The sequence below is a fragment of the Yoonia sp. genome (genome assembly GCF_036770585.1).
Lineage (GTDB): Bacteria > Pseudomonadota > Alphaproteobacteria > Rhodobacterales > Rhodobacteraceae > Yoonia.
This window is the reverse complement of the sequence record NZ_DAIPIW010000047.1, coordinates 2,344-19,891: the sequence shown is the minus strand read 5'-3', so window position 1 is coordinate 19,891 and position 17,548 is coordinate 2,344. Positions and strand designations below refer to the sequence as shown.

Sequence of the window (17,548 nt, the reverse complement as noted above, 5' to 3'; positions counted from 1 at the left end):
CCAGGATGGCTTGCGGGATCGTCGCTGACGGCGGGGGCAGCAGCCGGTGCGCTGGCGGCAGAGGGTGCGGGGGCAGAAGGGGCAGGGGCTGCGGCAGGGACAGAGGCCTGGACGATCGTCTGCATCTGGCGGCTGACACGGACGTTCAGGCTGTCGTTCTCGCCGTAATCCCGCTTGACCTGCAGTTCGCTCAGATCGTTTTCGCGCAGCAGTTCAGCCAGCGCCTTGATGAAGCTGACGTCACTTTCGTGAGAAGTTTTCTGGCTCATGTTTCCCTCGGCCTTTGCCCATATTCTTGTTCCCTTGCGACGCGACGTCACGCGGGCATCCTTAGGGTTATAGGGCAAGCCTTGGGGGGTGGGAAGCGGGGGATGCGAAAACTGTTAGCGGTCGTCGTCCGTGCTGTCGTGACGGTCCGCATCCATGGCGTCGATGGCATCGTTTTCGCCGCTGGGTTCGTACGGCAGCATCGGGATGTCATAGGGCCGCAAGGTGCGTTCCGGCGGCGCGATTTCGCTTGGCGGGTCGGGGTAATCGGACCCTTCAAGGCGCGCGGCGACGGCCTGCGCGATAAAGGGCCTGTCCGAGGGCAGGGTCGCAGGCCGGTCCGCCTGTTCCAGCACGGCGACCTTGGATGTGACCGCCCGTTCCACTGCGGGGGCCTGTGACTGCGGTGGGGGCAGGACTGCGTTCAGGTTTGCTGCGATTTCCATGGCATTGGTCCGACAGGCTGATTGACTGCCCTGACTTTCGGCCTCGCGGGTTACCAAAACGTAAACCAAGGGCAGCGTTCTGCCCTTGGTTTGATGCAAATTGTTGCGGTGCGTTAGATGGCGAGGTATTGCGCCCGCAGCGCCTCGTTTTCCAGAACCTCCTGGGCCGAGCCATCGAAGACCACCTTGCCGATATCGAGGATCACCGCGCGGTCCGCCAGTTTCAGCGCCGCCACCGCGTTCTGTTCCACGATCACCGTCGTGATGCCCTGATCACGGATGTAGTTGAGCGTCTTGGCGATTTCCTGCACGATCACGGGGGCCAGCCCTTCGTAGGGTTCGTCCAGCAGCAGGACCTTGATGTCCCGCGCCAGCGCCCGCGCGATCGACAGCATCTGCTGTTCACCACCCGACAGGGTCACACCCTCTTGCTTGCGGCGCTCGCCCAAGCGGGGGAAGAGATCGTAGATCCGGTCCAGCGACCAGCCCTTCGGCGGCGCGATCTGGGCCAGCAGCAGGTTTTCCTCGACCGTCAGGCCGGGGATGATCCGGCGGTCTTCGGGCACCAGCGCGATGCCGTTGGTTGCGGCCTCATGGCTTTTCATCTCGTGCAGCGGCTTGTGATCCAGCCAGATCTCGCCATGCCGCAGTTCGGGATTATCGAGCCGCGCGATTGTCCGCAGGGTCGAGGTCTTGCCCGCCCCGTTGCGCCCCAGAAGGGCGAGGATCTCGCCCTCGTGGATGTTGAAGCTGACGTTCTGGACGATGTAGCTTTCGCCGTAATAGGCCTCGATCTCCCAGACGCTGAGAAAGGCCGGATGGGTCGCCGCGTTGTTGACGTGCTTGTTGAATGGTGCGTTCATGGTCTTTCTCCTCAGACCTGCGCTTCGCCAAGATAGGCTTCGCGCACCTTGGGGTGGCCCTTGATGTTTTCGGGGGTATCCTCGACCAGCGGTGTGCCTTGGGCCAGAACGGTGATCCGTTCGGCCAGCGAAAAGACCACGTTCATGTCGTGTTCGATGATCGCCATGGTGATCCCGCGCTTTTCGCGGATTTCCTTCAGCAGGGCGATGGTGTTCTGGGTATCGGCCCGCGCCATCCCTGCGGTGGGTTCGTCCAGCAGCAAAAGCTTGGGGTCCTGCACAAGACACATCGCCATTTCCAGACGCCGCTTGTCCCCGCGCGACAGGCTCGAGGCGACCATGTCGCGTTTCTCGAACATGTTGACATCGTCGAGGATCGCCTTGGCCTGATCGCGAATGCCCTTTTCGGCGAAGATGCTTTCGAAGGCATGCATCCGGAAGGCGCCATCACGCTTGGCAAAGCAGGGGATCATCACGTTTTCCATGACCGTGAGATCCCCGAAGATCTCGGGCGTCTGGAACACGCGGCTGATGCCCATCTGGTTGATCTCGTGCGGTTTGCGCCCCAGCACCGACTGGCCGTCGAACATGACCGAGCCGCTGTCGGGGATCAGTTTGCCCACCAGGACGTTGAGCAGGGTGGATTTGCCGGCACCGTTGGGGCCGATGATCGCATGTGTGGTGTTCTCGGCAACGCTGAGGTTGACGTTCCCCAGCGCCTGCAGGCCGCCGAACCGTTTGTTGATGCCTTTGACTTCTAGAATGCCCATCTGTCTGTCTCCTTACTCGGCCGGTTCGGTGGCTGTGGATTTGGTCTCTTTGTCAGCTTTCTTGCGGCTGAAGAGTGCCGCGATCTTCTGACCGCCCTGCACCAGACCGCCCGGCAGGAAGATCACGACCAGCATGAACATGATGCCCAGCGTCAGATGCCAGCCCTTGCCGATGAACGGGTAGATCATGGTGACCACGACATCCTCGAGCCCGTCGGGCAGGAAGGCGAACCATTCATGCAGGATGTTGCTGTTGATCTTCGAGATGATGTTCTCGAAATACTTGATGAAACCCGCACCCAGAACCGGACCCAAGAGCGTTCCCGCACCACCGAGGATCGTCATGATCACGATTTCGCCCGAGGCGGTCCAGAACATCCGTTCAGGTCCGACTTGCGTGTCCATCGCCACCAAGAGACCACCCGCAAGCCCTGCATACATGCCCGAGATCACGAAAGCGGCCAGCGTATAGGGCTTTGGCGACAGACCCGCGTAGTTCATCCGCTGCTGGTTCGACTTGACGGCCCGCAGCATCATCCCGAAGGGCGAGCGGAAGATGCGGATCGACATGTAGAAGGCGAGGATCAGCACGACAGCCGCGATGTAATAGCCGAGGTTGAAGGTGAACTCCCACCCGCCGACGTCGAGGCGGAACCCATTGCTCATCTCGTAGCCGAAGAGATTTGCCCGTCCGATCTGGCCCGGTGCGAGGGCCGGATCGAAAAGAGGGGTATCGCTCGCCCTGATCTGCAGGCCGGTTTCGCCGCCCGTGATCGGGGTCAGAACCGAATAGGCCAGCGAATAGGACATCTGGGCGAAAGCCAGGGTGAGGATCGAAAAGTAGATGCCCGACCGCCGCAGCGAAATGAACCCGACCAGGAACGCAAAGACCCCGGCGACGACGACTGCAAGGATGATCGCAGGAATGATGTTCAGGGTCAGCAGCTTCATGCTCCAGATCGCGGCGTAGGAACCGACACCCAGAAAGGCCGCGTGACCGAACGACAGATAGCCGGTCAGGCCGAACAGGATGTTGAAGCCGATGGCGAAAATCCCGAAGATCGCAAACCGCTGCATCAGGTCGGGGTATCCGGCATTGAACTGCGCCATGGCCGAGCCTTCGGGGAAGGGGTTCAGAAGGAAGGGCGCCAGCAAGGCCATCGCTGCGACCACAAGCATGAGCCTTGCGTCTTTTTTCTCTAGTCCGAACATCGGCTTAGTCCTCCATAACGCCCTTGCGGCCCATCAGCCCGCGCGGACGGGTCAGCAAGATGATGATGGCGACAAGGTAGATGATGATTTGGTTGATGCCTGGCAGGGTCTGGACCACACCGGGCATCGAGGCAAAGCTTTCAAGGATACCCAGCAGGAAGCCTGCCGCCACGGCACCCGGCAGTGAACCCATGCCGCCGACAACGACGACGACGAAGCTCAGCACAAGAAAATCCATGCCCATGTGGTAGTTGGGCGCGACGATGGGGGCATACATGACCCCCGCCATCCCGGCCACGGCCGCCGCGAGGCCGAACATCAGCGTAAAGCGACGGTCGATGTCGATGCCCAGCAGGCCCACCGTCTCGCGATCGGCCATGCCTGCGCGCACAACCATCCCGAAGGTGGTGAACTGAAGGAAGGCAAAGACACCGCAGATCACGATGACCGAGAAGACGAAGTAGATCATGCGCCAGTAGGGATACATGATGGTGCGCGGGTCGAAGCCCAGCAGCACGCCGAAATCGAGGCTGCCCGTAAAGGCGGGCGGGGCGGGTGTCTGGATCGGGTTCGCGCCGAAGAAATACTTGATGATTTCCTGCAAGACGATGGCAAGGCCGAAGGTCACAAGGATCTGGTCGGCATGTGGACGCTTGTAGAAATGCTTGATCAGGCCGCGCTCCATGATGAAACCGACCAGGATCATGATCGGGATCGAAAAGAGGATGGCCAGCGGCACCGACCATTGGATGATCGCCTGTCCCGTCTCGGGCCCGAACCATTCATGCAGGTAGGGCACGTTGACCTTCATCGGATTGCCAAGAAAGTCGGTGCGGCTTTCATCGATGACGACATGGCTCAGCGACAACAGCCGCGACAGGATGACGGCGCAGAAGGCCCCCAGCATGAACAATGCGCCGTGGGCGAAGTTGACCACCCCGAGGGTGCCGAAGATCAGCGTCAGGCCCAAGGCGATCAGCGCATAGGCCGAGCCCTTGTCCAGCCCGTTGAGGATTTGAAGAATGAACTGGTCCATGTTGCGACCTCTGAATTCTGTTCGGGAAGGCGGATACACCAAGCCGGTCCGCAGCCAAGCTTTGGCGCAGTCTGTCTGGTGCGATGCAGATCAGGCCGCCCGCTGTCGGGCGGCCTGAGGGTCAGGCCTATGCGCCGGGGTTACATGTTCCCAAGGCACCGCCCGCGAATTGTGGGTGGTCTGGTGGGTAGGTGACCTGATCGACGGGTGTGACCTCGATGATTTCGACAAGGTCGAATTCGTTCTCGGGGTTCTCCTTGCCGCGCACGACAACGACGTCCTTGAAGCACTGGTGGTCGTCGGCACGGTAAAGCGTCGGACCGTTGCCCAGGCCGTCGAACTCGAAGCCGGACAGGGCCTCGTCGACCGCACAGGGGTTGAACGAACCGGCGCGCGTGACGGCGTCAGCATAGAGGATCGCCTGAACGTAGCAGGTATGCGCCGCCTGACTTGGCGGGAAGCCGTATTTCTGGCCGAAGGACTGCACGAAGGCGTTGGTGCCCGCGTAGCGCGCGCCAAGCTGGTTTTCGAGTTTCCAGTCCCAGTTCTGCGACCCGATGATGCCACCGATGTTGTCGCCCGCACCGCGGGCCATCAGCTCGGAGTAGAGCGGCACGACGATCTCGAAGTTCTTGCCGTTGGCCTGTGCCTGACGCAGGCCGAACTGCACGGCGTTCGTCAGCGAGTTCACCATGTTTCCGCCGTAGTGGTTCAGCACCAGAATATCGGCACCCGATGTCAGGACCGGCGCGATATAGGACGAAAAGTCGGTCTGTGTCAGCGGTGTCAGCACCGTGTTGACGGTTTCCCAACCCATGGCCTCGGTCGAGGACCGGATCGCCTCTTCGGTGGTGTAGCCCCAGTTGTAGTCGGCTGTCAGGTGATAGGCCTTGCGGTCCGTGCCGTATTGCGCGGCAAGGATCGGTGCCAGCGCTGCGCCGGACATGTAAGAGTTGAAGAAGTGGCGGAAGCCGTTGGCCCGCTTGTCCTTGCCGGTCGTGTCGTTGGCATGGGTCAGGCCGGCCATGAAGATGATGCCGACTTCCTGACACAGCGCCTGCACGGCCACGGCTGTCCCCGAGGACGAACCGCCGGTGATCATGATCGCGCCGTCTTTCTGGATCATCGACTGTGCGGTGGCGCGTGCGACGTCGGACTTGGTCTGGTCGTCACCGGTCACGAATTTGACCTCGCGGCCCAGAATGCCGGTGCCGTCAAGCGCCTTGGACGAGAAGGTGTTCAGCATCCCGCCATCGCCGCCGCCGTTCAGGTGCTCGACCGCAAGCTCGAGCGCGCGCAGTTCGTCGGCGCCTTCGTCTGCATAGGGGCCGGACAGAGGCACGCAGAAACCCAATGTCACTTCGCTTGCGCCCGGCGCATTCGTGAAACCGGATTCTTGCGCGCGCAGGTATTGGGGCAATGCAAGGCCTGCACTGGCGACCATACCGGTCTTCAGGACGCCGCGACGTGAAAAGTTAGATTTGGACATTAAAATCCTCCCTAGAGATCCCTGTCTTTGGGCCTCCACGCCCGCCGACCAGTCACTTTTGCAGTGTAGGCGCAGTTTGAGGGCCGTTCCGGATTTCAAGCAACAAACCATTGTCGGGGCTGGACGAATTTGTAAATTTATGCACAATTTTCTTGTCAATTCAGTAAAGGGGTTTTCCCGCACGTGCAGAAACCTACTGAAACTGTTGGGGTAAAGACCGGGACCGCCGCACGGCTTGCCGGCTCGCGCATCCGCCAGAAGCGGCTCGACCGTGGGTTGAGACAGGCGCTGGTCGCGGAAGCCGTGGGGATATCGGCGTCCTACCTCAACCTGATCGAACACAACCGCCGCAGAATCGGTGGCAAGCTCTTGGGGGACATCGCGCGGGTTCTCGAAGTCGACCCCGCAATCCTGATGGATGGCGTCGACCAACAGATGCTTGATCTGATGAAAGGTGCTGCCGCCCTGATCGGCACCGAGGTGGAACTGTCCAGGACCGAGGAACTGGCCGCCCGCTACCCCGGCTGGAGCGCGCTGATCAAGGCGCAGGCGCGGCGGATCGAGGCCTTGCAGACACAGGTGCAGGTCCTGTCCGACCGCATTTCCTTCGATCCGCAACTGGCCCAGTCCCTGCATGAGGTGATCACCGCGGTGACGGCGATCCGGTCGTCGGCCTCGATCCTTGTGGGGCCGGAACAACTCGATGCCGACTGGCAGCGGCGGTTTCACGAGAACATCCACAACGACAGCCTGCGCCTTGCCAAAAGCAGCGAGGCGCTGGTCGCCTATCTGGAAACGCCGGATGCGATCGCCGAGGGGGCCGGAACCGCCTTCGAACAGCGCGAGGCCTATCTGGCACAGACCGGCTTTCATCTCGCCGAGATCGAGGCAGGGGCGCCACCGGAACGCATTGTCGCCAAGGCCGAACTGGGCAAGGCGGCATCCGGGCTTTTGCTGGATTATGCGCGCCAATATGCAGACGATGCGGCGCTGATGCCCGAAAGCAGGCTGGCAGAGGCGATCCGGCAGCACGGTCACGATCCGGCGCGTCTGGCGCAGGCCATGGGGGTGCCGTTCGTCGTGGTCCTGCGCCGTCTTGCGACCTTGCCCAAGGCAGGCGGGCACCCGCCCATGGGGCTGGTGATCAGTGATGCGGCAGGGGCGGTGACCCTGTTGAAGTCGGTGCCCGGTTTCGCGATGCCACGGGCGGGCGGTGCCTGTCCGCTCTGGCCGGTCTTTTCGGCGGCAAGCCGTCCCGAACAACCTGTCCGGCTGGACGTTGCCCTGCCGTCTCAGGGCGGGAACCGGCTGCGGTGCTATGCCATCGCGACCACGCGCCATGCCGCGCGGTTCGATATTCCGCCGGTCGTCGAAAGCACGATGCTTGTCATGCCCGACCCGGCGGACCCCTCGGGCGAGGCGCTGCCTGTCGGGGTGTCCTGCCGCATCTGCCCGCGCAATGATTGCCCCAGCAGACGCGAGCCTGCGATGATCGGTCTTTGACCCCCAAAAAGGCGGCTTTGACACCGCCTGTCGAACGGGTGATATTGCAGGCCACGGCCACCGGGGAGGGTGGGCGCATCAGGGAGGCGATGAGATGGGCAAACGTGTCCTTCTGATCGAGGATGAACCGAACATCATCGAAGCGATCAGCTTCATCCTGTCGCGGGACGGATGGACGGTGCACACGCATCAAGACGGCAGCACCGCGATGGACAAGGTCCTTGCGCTGCCGCCGGACATGATCATCCTCGATGTCATGCTGCCCGGGCGCAGCGGTTTCGATATCCTGCGCGATCTGCGCGGTCACGATGTCAGCAAGGACATCCCCGTCATGATGCTGACCGCGCGCGGGCAGGAAAAGGACCGCGAGCTGGCACAACGGCTGGGCGTCACCCACTTCATGACCAAGCCCTTCTCCAATACAGAGGTGCGCGACTACGTGCGCAGCTTGATGGAGGCATGAGCCGGAACGCCCCGCCGCCGATCTTCCTGCAGCGCGCCAGCTACCGCCAGCGCCGCCTGCGCGATGCGGCACGGCTGATGCCGTTTGTCGGGATGGTGCTCTGGGCAATTCCGCTGTCTTGGCAGACCGCCGAGGATGGCTCTGAGGAGGGCACATCCGGCTTGCTCTATGTTTTCGGCGTCTGGGTCCTGCTGATCCTCTTGACCGCCTTTCTGGCCCGCCGCATCAAGGGCGATAGCCGCATCGACGACGACAGCGGGACCAGCGGTCCATGATCCCCTTCGGCGTCCTGATCGGCATTGCGCTGCTCTATGTGACCTTCCTCTTCGTCGTCGCCTTCTGGGCCGAGCGCCGCGCTGCGGTCGGCAAGACGGCGTGGCTTTATTCGCCATGGATCTACACGCTGTCGCTGAGCGTCTATTGCACCGCATGGACCTTTTACGGCGCGGTCGGCTATGCGGCGCGGTCGGGGCTGGAGTTCGTGACAATCTACCTTGGTCCGACGCTGATGATGATCGGCTGGTGGTGGATCTTGCGCAGGCTGGTGCGGATCGGACAGGCGCAGCGGATCACCTCGATCGCCGATCTCGTCTCGTCCCGCTTCGGGAAGTCGACCCAGATCGGGGTGATCGTCACGATCATCTCGATCGTGGGCGGCGCGCCCTATATCGCCTTGCAGCTGCAATCGGTGACCCTGTCCTTCGCCGTTTTCGCGCAGGAAGACGGGACCGTCTGGGCGCAACGCGATTTCCACCTGACGGCCATGTGGGTTGCGGTCGGGCTTGCGGTCTTCACCGTGCTTTTCGGCACCCGCAACCTAGACGCCAACGAGCGCCACACCGGGATCGTCATGGCGATCGCGGTCGAGGCGGTGGTGAAACTGCTTGCGCTGGTCGCGGTGGGCGTTTTCGTGGTCTGGGGGATCGCGGGGGGGCCGGGTGCCATGCTGGACCGTATCGACGCATCGGATATCCGGCTTTGGGATCAGGACAGCGGACGCTGGATCAGCCTGATCTTCCTCTCGGCGGCCGCTTTCATCTGCCTGCCGCGCATGTTTCAGGTCCTTGTGGTCGAGAACTCGGACGAGCGGCACCTTGCTTTCGCCAGTTGGGCCTTCCCGCTTTACCTCTTCTTGATGAGCCTCTTCGTGGTGCCGATTGCCGTCGTCGGCCTGGACCTTCTGCCCGAGGGCAGCAACCCCGACCTTTTCGTCCTGACGATCCCGTTGTTTCAGGGGCAGAACGGGCTTGCGGTCCTGTCGTTCCTCGGTGGGCTGTCGTCGGCGGCCTCGATGGTGATCGTGGCGACGATTGCGCTGGCCACGATGGTGTCGAACCATATCGTCGTGCCGATCTGGCTGGCCATCCAGGGGCATCAGGGGGCGGTCATTTCGGGCGACGTGCGGAACGTGATCCTGCGGTCGCGGCGGATTTCGATCGCGGCCATTCTTGCGCTGGGCTTCGTCTACTACCGGCTGTCGGGCGGCGGAACCGCCCTTGCCGCCATCGGCCTGATTTCCTTTGCCGGCGCGGTGCAGATCCTGCCCGCGATGCTGGGCGGTATCTTCTGGCGGGGCGCCAACCGGATCGGGGCCGCCTTGGGTCTGCTGACGGGGCTGGCGATCTGGCTCTGGACATTGTTCCTGCCCAGTTTCGGCGTCGGTGCGGTGATCAGCCAGACGGTGATGGATCAGGGCCCTTTCGGGATTGCGCTGCTGCGTCCGCAGGCTCTGTTCGGGGTCGCGGGGCTGGACCCGCTGGTGCATGGGGTGCTGTGGTCGGTCTTGCTGAACACCACCATGTTCGTGATCGGTTCGCTGCTGACATTCCCGCTGCCGCTGGAACGCCTGCAGGGGGCGCAGTTCGTGAACGTCTTCGAGCATTCCCGCGCCGCGCCGACCTGGACCGGGACGGCGGCAGGGGCCGAGGATTTGTTGATCATGTCGCAACGTATTCTGGGCAGCCAGGAAGCCCAGGCCATCTTCGAGAAGGAAACCGCCCGGCAGGGCAGGGTGGGTGAAATGCCCGAAGTCACGCCCGCCTTTGTCGAACGGCTGGAACGTGAGCTTGCAGGCTCGGTCGGGGCGGCGACGGCCCATGCGATGATCGGGCAATTGATCGGCGGCAGCAGCGTCTCGGTCGAGGACCTGATCGCGGTGGCGGACGAGGCGGCGCAGATCCTCGAATACTCCAACAGGCTGGAAGCCAAGTCCGCCGAACAGGAACGCACCGCGCGCGCCCTGCGCGATGCCAACGCCAAGCTGACGGCGCTGTCGATCCAGAAGGACGCCTTTCTCAGCCAGATCAGTCACGAGTTGCGCACGCCCATGACCTCGATCCGGTCGTTTTCGGATATCCTGCGCGAGGGCGACGTGCCGCAAGAGGCGCTGGGGAGGTATGCCGGGATCATCCATGACGAGGCGGTGCGCCTGACCCGTTTGCTTGATGACCTGCTCGATCTTTCGGTGCTCGAGAACGGGCAGGTGGTCCTGCGGGAAAGCGAAGGGATGCTTGGCGTGCTCTTGGACCGCGCGGTGGGCGCTGCGGGTCTGCATGATCAGGTCCTGACCGTTGTTCGGGAAGACATCGACCAGGATCTGATGCTGCGGACCGACCTTGACCGGCTGGTGCAGGTCTTCATCAATCTGATTTCCAACGCGCGCAAGTATTGCGAGGCCGAAGACCCCGTCCTGACAATCCGGGTCGTTCGGCAGGGCAAGATGACGGCTGTCGATTTCATCGACAACGGGGGCGGCATCTCTCCCGAGAACCATGAACTGATCTTCGAGAAATTTTCCCGCATCAGCGATGAAAGCAAGGCAGGAGGCGCCGGTCTCGGGCTGGCCATCTGCCGCGAGGTCATGCAAAGGCTGGGCGGGGAAATCAGCTATCTGCCACAGGCCAAAGGCGCGGGGTTCCGCGTGATCCTGCCGCAATCGGCGGTCCTGCCTGCGTTAGCGAAAACGTAACGCTTGGGTCATAATCTGCCGGTCGAAGCTTTCCTGGCGGGGTCATGGCACAGGGTACTCAGACGCATATCCTGCGGCAGATGGCTGGTCTGCAGGGCAGTGGGGAACATGAAAACCCGCTGACAACGTCGCGTGCGATGCGGCTGTTGCTGGCCAAGGTGGCGCAGGATCATGCGGGGCTGGCGCTGTCGGTCTCCAGTATCTCCGAGACGGCCGCCGATCTTGACCCTGCGCTGGATGATCTGCCGGATGGTTTGATGCTGGTCCGGCTTGACCGCGGCGACCTGCCGGTCGGCCTGATCGCGCTGGATCCCGACCTGCGCGCCGCCGTGCTTGAAATTGCGACGACCGGCACACTGAACCCCCATGCGGCCGCAGCGCGTGCACCGACAGCCACGGACCATTTCCTGTGCCAGCCCCTGCTTGCCTCTTTCGTCGCAGCCTTCCCCGAGGCGGTGCAGGGCACGCCCTTGCAGGACTGGGTGACAGGGGCTGCGGTCGGGGCGATGATCGCCGATACGCGCCGCGCGGCCCTGCTGCTTGCGGAATGCAGCTATCGCACGATCCAGATGACCGTTCAGTTGGCCCAGACGGACCGGCAGGGGTTGCTGGTGCTGATGCTGCCGATCCCGAAAGCTGCACCCGAAGACAGCCTGCCCCTGCCTGAAAAGCCCGATTGGGCGGACAGCCTCGCGTCGCGGATTGGCGGGTCTTGTGCCATCCTCGATGCACATCTGCATCGGTTCAGCCTGCCCTTGTCCGCCTTGCGGGCGCTGGCCGTCGATACCGTTCTGCCGCTGCATGGGTGCAGCGTTTCGTCAGTCAGGCTCAAGACGCTGGACGGGCGCACGGTGGCCAGCGCGCGCCTTGGGCAAAGTGCGGGCAAACGCGCCGTCAGGATCGAGACACCACCGGCGCTGGATATGCACGACCTGCCGACAGCCAGGGCCGCAGCCGCCCCGATGGTCGCCTTTTCACAGGTGGCCGAAGGTGCGGATCAGCTGCCCGTTTCATCCGCAGATCGCCTTGCCCCTGCGCCTCGCCCCGACGAAGCGCGCGGATTTGATCCGGCTGAAGATGTCGCCGGTGATCTCACCCAAGGGGCAGAGGACGGCTTTGCCTTCGACGCAGGCGGCCCCGATCCGGCCTAGCGGTTCGCCAGCGCCTCGATCTGGCCGCGCATCCCGCCCAGATCATATCCCGCTGCGGTTGTCGCGGCGATGATGTCATCCGCCGACATGTCCTTGGCCTGCGCCAGCGACCAGACGATCGACGAGCGTGTCCCAGAGGCGCAATAGGCCAGAACCGGTCCATCACTGGTATCGATCGCCGACTTTTGCAGCGTGACCATATCCATGTTCAAGCCATGGTGGGTCACCGGATTGTCGACGAAGGCGATCCCCGCCGCTTGCGCCGCCGCAGCGATGGCGGCGACCTGATGGCTTGGCGGAACCTCGGCGTCGGGCCGGTTGCAGATGATCGTCCGGTATCCGGCACCGGCAATGGCGGGGACGTCCTCGACCGCGATTTGCGGGCTGACGGCGAATGTCGGTGTCAGTGGTCGTATCTCCATGGCCTAGCTATATGCCGGGCGCTGGGACCGGTCCAGTTGCTTCTTGAGGGTCGGCGCCAGCAACATGCCCGCGATCATCGCCACCACAAAGGCAACACCCCCCGGACCGCTAAAGCTGAGCGCGGCGATGGACGGACCCGGGCAGAGCCCCGCAAGCCCCCACCCCATCCCGAAGAGGGTCGATCCGATCACCAGATTGCGCCCGATCTCGGGTTTCGGCGCCTCGGGAAAGTCCTCGGCCAGCAGGGGCTTGCGTCCGCGGGTCAGTTGCCAGGCAATCGCCATCGGAATGATCGCACCCCCCATGACGAAGGCCAGCGTCGGGTCCCAATCGCCGAAGACGTCAAGCCAGCCCTGCACCTTGGTCGTATCGGTCATGCCCGAGATCAAGAGACCGATCCCGAAAAGCGACCCCACGAAGAAAGACGAAATCGCATACATCAGATCACTCCCAGAATGTGTTTGAACAGGACCATCGTCAGGCCGCCTGCGCCGATGTAAAAGACCGTGGCGACGATCCCGCGCAGCGACAGCCGGGAAATGCCGCAGACACCGTGACCAGAGGTGCAGCCGTTCGCGATCCGCGTGCCGACGCCCACAAGCAGGCCGGCGGCAATGATCACGGCATAGTTGCCGGTCAGATGCGTTTGCGCACCACCCATCGCCAAGGCCAGAAGGCCCGGTGCGATCAAGAGACCCGCAATCAGCGCGCCGCGGTGCATCCATTCATGCCGCGCCGAGCCATCGACAAGTCCGCCGATGATGCCCGATGCGCCCATCACGCGCCCGTTCACAAGAAGATACATCGCTGCGGCCGAACCGATCAGCAGGCCCCCTACAAGGCCGTAAAGCCAGTCTATTGGCATGGTTTGGTTTCCTTGAATATTGGTAAGGTCAAAGCTTGTTGATCGGCACCTTGAAGTAGCTGGTGCCATTGTCTTCGGCCGGCGGCAGCTTGCCTGCGCGCATGTTCGTCTGGATCGAGGGCAGGATCAGTCGCGGCATGCCCAGCGTCGCATCACGCTTGGTGCGCATCGCGACGAAATCCTCCAGCGGGCGGCCCGCGCCGACATGGACGTTCAGGGCCTTTTGTTCGCCCACGGTCGTTTCCCAGGCGAAATCGTCGCGACCGGGTGCCTTGTAGTCGTGGCCCACGAAGATCCGTGTCTCGTCCGGCAGGGACAGGATCTTCTGGATCGACCGATAGAGGTCTTCTGCCGACCCGCCCGGGAAATCGCAGCGCGCGGTGCCGAAATCGGGCATGAACAGCGTGTCGCCCACGAAGGCGGCATCGCCGATGACATAGGTCAGGCAGGCCGGTGTATGGCCGGGCGTGTGCAGCACATCGGCGCGCATCTGGCCGATGTGAAAGCTGTCCCCCTCGTTGAACAGCGCATCGAATTGCGATCCGTCCCGCTGGAAGGCGGTGCCCTCGTTGAAGACCTTGCCGAAGGTGTCCTGCACGACCGTGATATTGGCCCCGATCCCGATCTTGCCGCCCAATGCGTCTTGCAGATAGGGGGCGGCGGACAGGTGGTCGGCGTGGACGTGGCTTTCCAGTATCCATGCAACCTGAAGATCCTGTGCCTTGACCCAAGACACGATCCTGTCCGCCGAGCCGGTGTCGGTGCGGCCTGATGCCGGATCATAGTCCAAAACGCTGTCGACGATGGCGCACTTGCGGCCCTGTGGTTCGGATACCACATAAGAGACGGTGTTGGTCGCCTCGTCGAAGAATGCCGTTACTTTTGGTGTCATCGCGCGCCTCATTGATCTATTGGTTGTGCGACATTAGATACATTTTATATTCGGAATGTGTAAACAGAGGGCCGGAATGTCAAGGGTCGATACGATAGATCAGATGGCATTGCAGCTGGACGCCGCAGCCGAGGAAGCGGCCAGCATGATGAAAGCGTTTAGCAATCCCGGGCGATTGCGCATCCTTTGCTGTCTTGTCACAGGCGACAAGACGGTCGGCGAGATCGAAAGTGCTGTCGGGGCAAGCCAGTCCTATGTCTCGGGGCAGTTGCTGAAACTGCGGGCCGAAGGCTTGGTCGAATGCGACCGCGACGGGCGCAGCATGTATTACCGCCTCGCCGATCCCCGTGTCCGCCCCTTGCTGGAACGGATCTACGACCTGTTCTGCCCGATCCCCTGACGCCTGCGACGCTGTCGCAAGGCTGCCCGCTAGCGCAGCAAGACCCCGACGATCACGGCCATCAGCCCGATCACCGACACGAAGAGCGCCCCCAGATTGATCGGAAGGACTTTGGACACGCGCGCGCGCAGTTCCTCGTCCGTCAGGCCCGCGCGTTTCGCGCGCGCCACGGCGATGATGCTGTAGATGATGCCGATCAATCCGACGACCGAAAGTGCGGCCCCGATCCAGATAACGATGTCCATGGCGACCTCATGCGATTTTGGCGCTGCCTAGCCTGCGATTGCCTGCTTCGCAAGGGTTGCGGCGGCACGGGGGCTTCGCTAGTCACAAGGTCCAACGCAGGAGAGCCGCCATGACCGATTCCGTGACCGACACCGCCGATACCGTGGCAGGACAAGAGCTGCGCCAGTTCATCGAACGGTACGAGCGTCTGGAGGCCGAAAAGAAAGACATCGCCGACGCCCAGAAAGAGATCATGGCCGAGGCCAAGGGTCGCGGTTACGACACCCGCGTGCTGCGGAAAATCGTGGCCCTGCGCAAGCGCGACGCCGACGATCTGGCCGAGGAAGAGGCCGTCTTGGAAATGTACAAGGCCGCCTTGGGCATGTAAGGCCTAGCGGAAGGGCAGAACCAGTTCCACACCCTCCATCGTGTCGATCAGGTCGAGATCCTCTTCGTAAATCTCTGTCATCGCAGCGATAAGCCGGTCGCCCAACTCGGGGTAACGGACCTCGTCCTCCATGGCATCGGGCTTGGCGTGTGTCTCGATCGTCGCGGCGATCACCTCGTGGCGGGCGATGCGGTCCATCTGCGGGTCCTGTGCCAGCGCAGACTTCAGGGTGGCCAGCGCCTCGGGCGTCAGGACCTGTGCTGCGATATCGAGCTGGCCGACAATCTCGGTCTGCGGATCGGCACCGGACAGCAGGCGGATCAGGTCCTCCCAGATCAGCGGGGTATCCTCGTTGCACCAGGTCACGACCCGCGCTTGCGGCGCGAATTGGCGGATGCGGCCGATCACATCGGACCACCGCAGGTCGAGCGGGGAAAGCTGGCCCAGAAAATCGCGCAGTTGCACGACCTCGGCACGGTGGGCGACCTCTTGCAGGAAGGCGGCGGGATGGCGCATCCCAATGAAAAAGGTGATCTCGTCGTCAGGAAACAGGCGGCACAGGGTGCCGACCTTCAGTTCGACCTGCGGATAGAACATCGCGTTGTCGAAGATGCGCTTGGGGATCGCGATGAAGTTGTCGTTGGCCAGCACCAGACGCGAGACGGAGTCTTCCTCGATGATCGCATCCAGCAGGATATCCCGCGTGCCCGGTTTGGGGGACCTGCCGTCCAGACCTTCGATGGTTTCGCGCAACAGACGCCGATACTTGCTGGGGCCGGGCACAACGATCCCCTGCGCAAGCAGGGCCGAGGCATTGCGCAGGACCGACTTCAGCAACCGCTCTTGATCGGTGCAGTTCGCGCCGATGTGAAAGGCAATATGCATATGCTGGGTCCCTGAGGTGCGTGCGCCTTCATCATAGGGTCAAAACGGGCAGGGAAAACCACAATTCCCGCGCATCCGGTCGCTGCGCTTTTTCTTGCCGCAGTGCCGGTAAACCCCATTGCCAAGGCGCGTTTTCCCCTGCTATAGGCCTCGCACCCGCCGAAACGGCGTGCCTGCCTGCCCGGCAGACCAGTGCCCCTATAGCTCAGCTGGTAGAGCAACTGATTTGTAATCAGTAGGTCCGCGGTTCGAGTCCGTGTGGGGGCACCATCGGGCATCCTGACATGCGCGCGACGGCAAGACCTGCGGCCTTGGCGGTTATCCGTGGAACATCGACCGGTAGCGCAAAAGCGCCTGATCCCGGGTTGTCGCCCCCAGTTTGCTTCTGACGTTCCTGAGGTGAAGCTCGACCGTCACCGTGGCCAGCCCAAGTTCCTGCGCAATCGCCTTGCTGCGCAGCCCCTGGCCAAGCAGGTCCATGCACTGGCGTTCCCCTTTCGACAGCACCTCTGTGGTCGAGGTGCCCAACCTGCCGCGCAAGGTCATCAAGGCAAGCCGGAGTTCGGTCAGTTTTCCTGCTGGATCCTGTCGATCTCATGGCGCCCAAGCGACGAGACGAGGTTCCATGCCTCGCAGCCCAGCCCGTCGCGCCGGGTGACGACCGAAAAGCCCGCGCGAAACCCTGCATCGGCGGCTGTGGTGATGACTCGCCGCTCTTCGGCGCCCAGATATCCATAGTCCCCCAGATAGTCGATGCCGGTGGAAACCGGTCCGGGCGCGGTCAGGCAGTAGGTCGCGAAAGGGTCGCTCTGTGCCAATCCTTCGGCGCGGTAATGCTGCTCGAAGGCGTCACCAAGCGTCGTGCGCGCGGATACCCCGGCGCTGTCGATGGAGAGATAAAGAACCTTGTCGAACCCCATCCCCGACAACCAGCGTTGCGCGGCACACCAAAGTTGATCCGCGTTCGTCTCGGTTGTGACCGTTTCTAGGAAGTCGTCGATTCTCATGGTCAAAGAAGACACGATCAACTTATGGTTTTCCATAGCTTGTATCGAAGACCACGCGGTTTAGCCTGCCGCCATCACATCATTGGTAATTCATCGCTATGCCCTTCAGATATTTCGTCTACTTCATTGTATTGGCCGCTTGGGCGCAGAGCTCTGTCGCGCAGGACCGCAGCACCATTCTTGTCATCGATGGCTCTGGGTCGATGTGGGCGCAACTGCCCGAAGGGCGCTCGCGGATCGAGGTGGCGCGCGATGTGCTGGGCGATTTTCTCGCGGCGCGGGATCCATCGCTGCC

At 62.5% G+C, this 17,548-nt stretch carries 22 protein-coding genes, 1 tRNA gene and 2 pseudogenes; 9 read left to right on the top strand and 16 right to left on the bottom strand.

Translation table 11 applies throughout. The features are described 5' to 3' along the window. From V7N12_RS09595 to V7N12_RS09565, 8 genes and pseudogenes are all read right to left on the bottom strand, one after another. Positions 1–269: pseudogene (locus tag V7N12_RS09595) on the bottom strand (acetyl-CoA carboxylase, biotin carboxyl carrier protein); the annotation flags it as partial. Between the two features lie 114 nt (positions 270–383). Next, positions 384–713: a hypothetical protein gene (locus V7N12_RS09590; protein ID WP_333714288.1), complete on the bottom strand. Its 330-nt coding sequence runs from the start codon at positions 711–713 to the stop codon at positions 384–386. A 113-nt stretch (positions 714–826) separates the two neighbouring features. After that, on the bottom strand, positions 827–1,576 hold the full coding sequence (locus tag V7N12_RS09585) for an ABC transporter ATP-binding protein (protein ID WP_333714287.1): 750 nt from the start codon (positions 1,574–1,576) through the stop codon (positions 827–829). Positions 1,577–1,587: 11 nt separating this feature from the next. Then, positions 1,588–1,722 (bottom strand): hypothetical protein, encoded by a 135-nt coding sequence (locus V7N12_RS13950; protein WP_404932351.1) that lies wholly within the window; start codon positions 1,720–1,722, stop codon positions 1,588–1,590. Positions 1,723–1,827: 105 nt separating this feature from the next. Further along, positions 1,828–2,346, bottom strand: a pseudogene (locus tag V7N12_RS09580) (ABC transporter ATP-binding protein); the annotation flags it as partial. A 12-nt stretch (positions 2,347–2,358) separates the two neighbouring features. Continuing rightward, positions 2,359–3,558 carry a branched-chain amino acid ABC transporter permease gene (locus V7N12_RS09575; RefSeq protein WP_333714285.1) on the bottom strand — a complete coding sequence of 400 codons (1,200 nt, stop codon included), beginning with the start codon at positions 3,556–3,558 and terminating at the stop codon, positions 2,359–2,361. Between the two features lie 4 nt (positions 3,559–3,562). Continuing rightward, entirely contained in the window at positions 3,563–4,594 is a 1,032-nt protein-coding gene (locus V7N12_RS09570) for a branched-chain amino acid ABC transporter permease (RefSeq protein WP_333714284.1), read from the bottom strand. Positions 4,595–4,721: 127 nt separating this feature from the next. Next, entirely contained in the window at positions 4,722–6,083 is a 1,362-nt protein-coding gene (locus tag V7N12_RS09565; protein ID WP_333714283.1) for a substrate-binding protein, read from the bottom strand. A gap of 183 nt (positions 6,084–6,266) precedes the next feature. On the opposite strand from V7N12_RS09565, the gene V7N12_RS09560 reads away from it, so the two are divergent. The 5 genes from V7N12_RS09560 to V7N12_RS09540 all read left to right on the top strand — a co-directional run bounded on the left by V7N12_RS09560 (position 6,267) and on the right by V7N12_RS09540 (position 12,168). Beyond that, positions 6,267–7,586 (top strand): short-chain fatty acyl-CoA regulator family protein, encoded by a 1,320-nt coding sequence (locus V7N12_RS09560; RefSeq protein ID WP_333714282.1) that lies wholly within the window; start codon positions 6,267–6,269, stop codon positions 7,584–7,586. A gap of 94 nt (positions 7,587–7,680) precedes the next feature. Beyond that, the gene (locus V7N12_RS09555; protein ID WP_333714281.1) at positions 7,681–8,049 is read left to right on the top strand and encodes a response regulator transcription factor; all 369 of its coding nucleotides are present in this window, start codon (positions 7,681–7,683) and stop codon (positions 8,047–8,049) included. Next, the gene (locus V7N12_RS09550; protein WP_333714280.1) at positions 8,046–8,324 is read left to right on the top strand and encodes a hypothetical protein; all 279 of its coding nucleotides are present in this window, start codon (positions 8,046–8,048) and stop codon (positions 8,322–8,324) included. The genes V7N12_RS09555 and V7N12_RS09550 overlap by 4 nt, the downstream gene beginning before the upstream one ends. Next, positions 8,321–11,017 carry a sensor histidine kinase gene (locus tag V7N12_RS09545; protein WP_333714279.1) on the top strand — a complete coding sequence of 899 codons (2,697 nt, stop codon included), beginning with the start codon at positions 8,321–8,323 and terminating at the stop codon, positions 11,015–11,017. Before V7N12_RS09550 ends, V7N12_RS09545 begins: the two co-directional genes overlap by 4 nt. A 44-nt stretch (positions 11,018–11,061) precedes the next feature. Further along, entirely contained in the window at positions 11,062–12,168 is a 1,107-nt protein-coding gene (locus V7N12_RS09540; protein WP_333714278.1) for a FliM/FliN family flagellar motor C-terminal domain-containing protein, read from the top strand. Here V7N12_RS09540 and V7N12_RS09535 read toward each other — a convergent pair. From V7N12_RS09535 to V7N12_RS09520, 4 genes are read right to left on the bottom strand one after another with little or no spacing between them, the layout of a single operon-like run. Next, positions 12,165–12,590, bottom strand: a complete 426-nt coding sequence (locus V7N12_RS09535; RefSeq protein ID WP_333714277.1) for a TIGR01244 family sulfur transferase — start codon at positions 12,588–12,590, stop codon at positions 12,165–12,167. The genes V7N12_RS09540 and V7N12_RS09535 overlap by 4 nt on opposite strands. Before the next feature lie 3 nt (positions 12,591–12,593). Continuing rightward, positions 12,594–13,031, bottom strand: a complete 438-nt coding sequence (locus V7N12_RS09530) for a YeeE/YedE family protein (protein ID WP_333714276.1) — start codon at positions 13,029–13,031, stop codon at positions 12,594–12,596. Further along, positions 13,031–13,456, bottom strand: coding sequence for a YeeE/YedE family protein (locus V7N12_RS09525; RefSeq protein ID WP_333714275.1), 426 nt, complete (start codon positions 13,454–13,456; stop codon positions 13,031–13,033). The genes V7N12_RS09530 and V7N12_RS09525 overlap by 1 nt, the downstream gene beginning before the upstream one ends. A 28-nt stretch (positions 13,457–13,484) precedes the next feature. Further along, on the bottom strand, positions 13,485–14,348 hold the full coding sequence (locus tag V7N12_RS09520; RefSeq protein ID WP_333714274.1) for an MBL fold metallo-hydrolase: 864 nt from the start codon (positions 14,346–14,348) through the stop codon (positions 13,485–13,487). A 103-nt stretch (positions 14,349–14,451) separates the two neighbouring features. On the opposite strand from V7N12_RS09520, the gene V7N12_RS09515 reads away from it, so the two are divergent. Further along, positions 14,452–14,748 (top strand): ArsR/SmtB family transcription factor, encoded by a 297-nt coding sequence (locus V7N12_RS09515; protein WP_333714273.1) that lies wholly within the window; start codon positions 14,452–14,454, stop codon positions 14,746–14,748. A 29-nt stretch (positions 14,749–14,777) separates the two neighbouring features. Here the strand turns inward: V7N12_RS09515 and V7N12_RS09510 are convergent, their stop codons facing one another. Further along, positions 14,778–14,993 carry a hypothetical protein gene (locus tag V7N12_RS09510; RefSeq protein ID WP_333714272.1) on the bottom strand — a complete coding sequence of 72 codons (216 nt, stop codon included), beginning with the start codon at positions 14,991–14,993 and terminating at the stop codon, positions 14,778–14,780. Positions 14,994–15,103: 110 nt separating this feature from the next. Between V7N12_RS09510 and V7N12_RS09505 the strand changes: the two genes are divergently transcribed. Further along, positions 15,104–15,361, top strand: a complete 258-nt coding sequence (locus V7N12_RS09505; RefSeq protein ID WP_333714271.1) for a DUF2312 domain-containing protein — start codon at positions 15,104–15,106, stop codon at positions 15,359–15,361. 3 nt (positions 15,362–15,364) lie between these two features. Here the strand turns inward: V7N12_RS09505 and V7N12_RS09500 are convergent, their stop codons facing one another. Then, on the bottom strand, positions 15,365–16,246 hold the full coding sequence (locus V7N12_RS09500; protein WP_333714270.1) for a hypothetical protein: 882 nt from the start codon (positions 16,244–16,246) through the stop codon (positions 15,365–15,367). Between the two features lie 194 nt (positions 16,247–16,440). On the opposite strand from V7N12_RS09500, the gene V7N12_RS09495 reads away from it, so the two are divergent. Next, positions 16,441–16,516: transfer RNA gene (locus tag V7N12_RS09495), tRNA-Thr, on the top strand. A 48-nt stretch (positions 16,517–16,564) separates the two neighbouring features. On the opposite strand, the gene V7N12_RS09490 is transcribed toward V7N12_RS09495, so the two are convergent. Both V7N12_RS09490 and V7N12_RS09485 read right to left on the bottom strand, forming a co-directional pair. Next, a complete protein-coding gene (locus V7N12_RS09490; RefSeq protein WP_333714269.1) occupies positions 16,565–16,792 on the bottom strand; it encodes a response regulator transcription factor in 228 nt (75 codons plus the stop codon). A gap of 20 nt (positions 16,793–16,812) precedes the next feature. Then, positions 16,813–17,253 carry an autoinducer binding domain-containing protein gene (locus tag V7N12_RS09485; protein WP_333714268.1) on the bottom strand — a complete coding sequence of 147 codons (441 nt, stop codon included), beginning with the start codon at positions 17,251–17,253 and terminating at the stop codon, positions 16,813–16,815. Positions 17,254–17,351: 98 nt separating this feature from the next. Here V7N12_RS09485 and V7N12_RS09480 point away from each other — a divergent pair. After that, positions 17,352–17,548 (top strand): hypothetical protein (locus V7N12_RS09480; protein WP_333714267.1); only part of this gene is annotated, 197 nt, incomplete at its 3' end.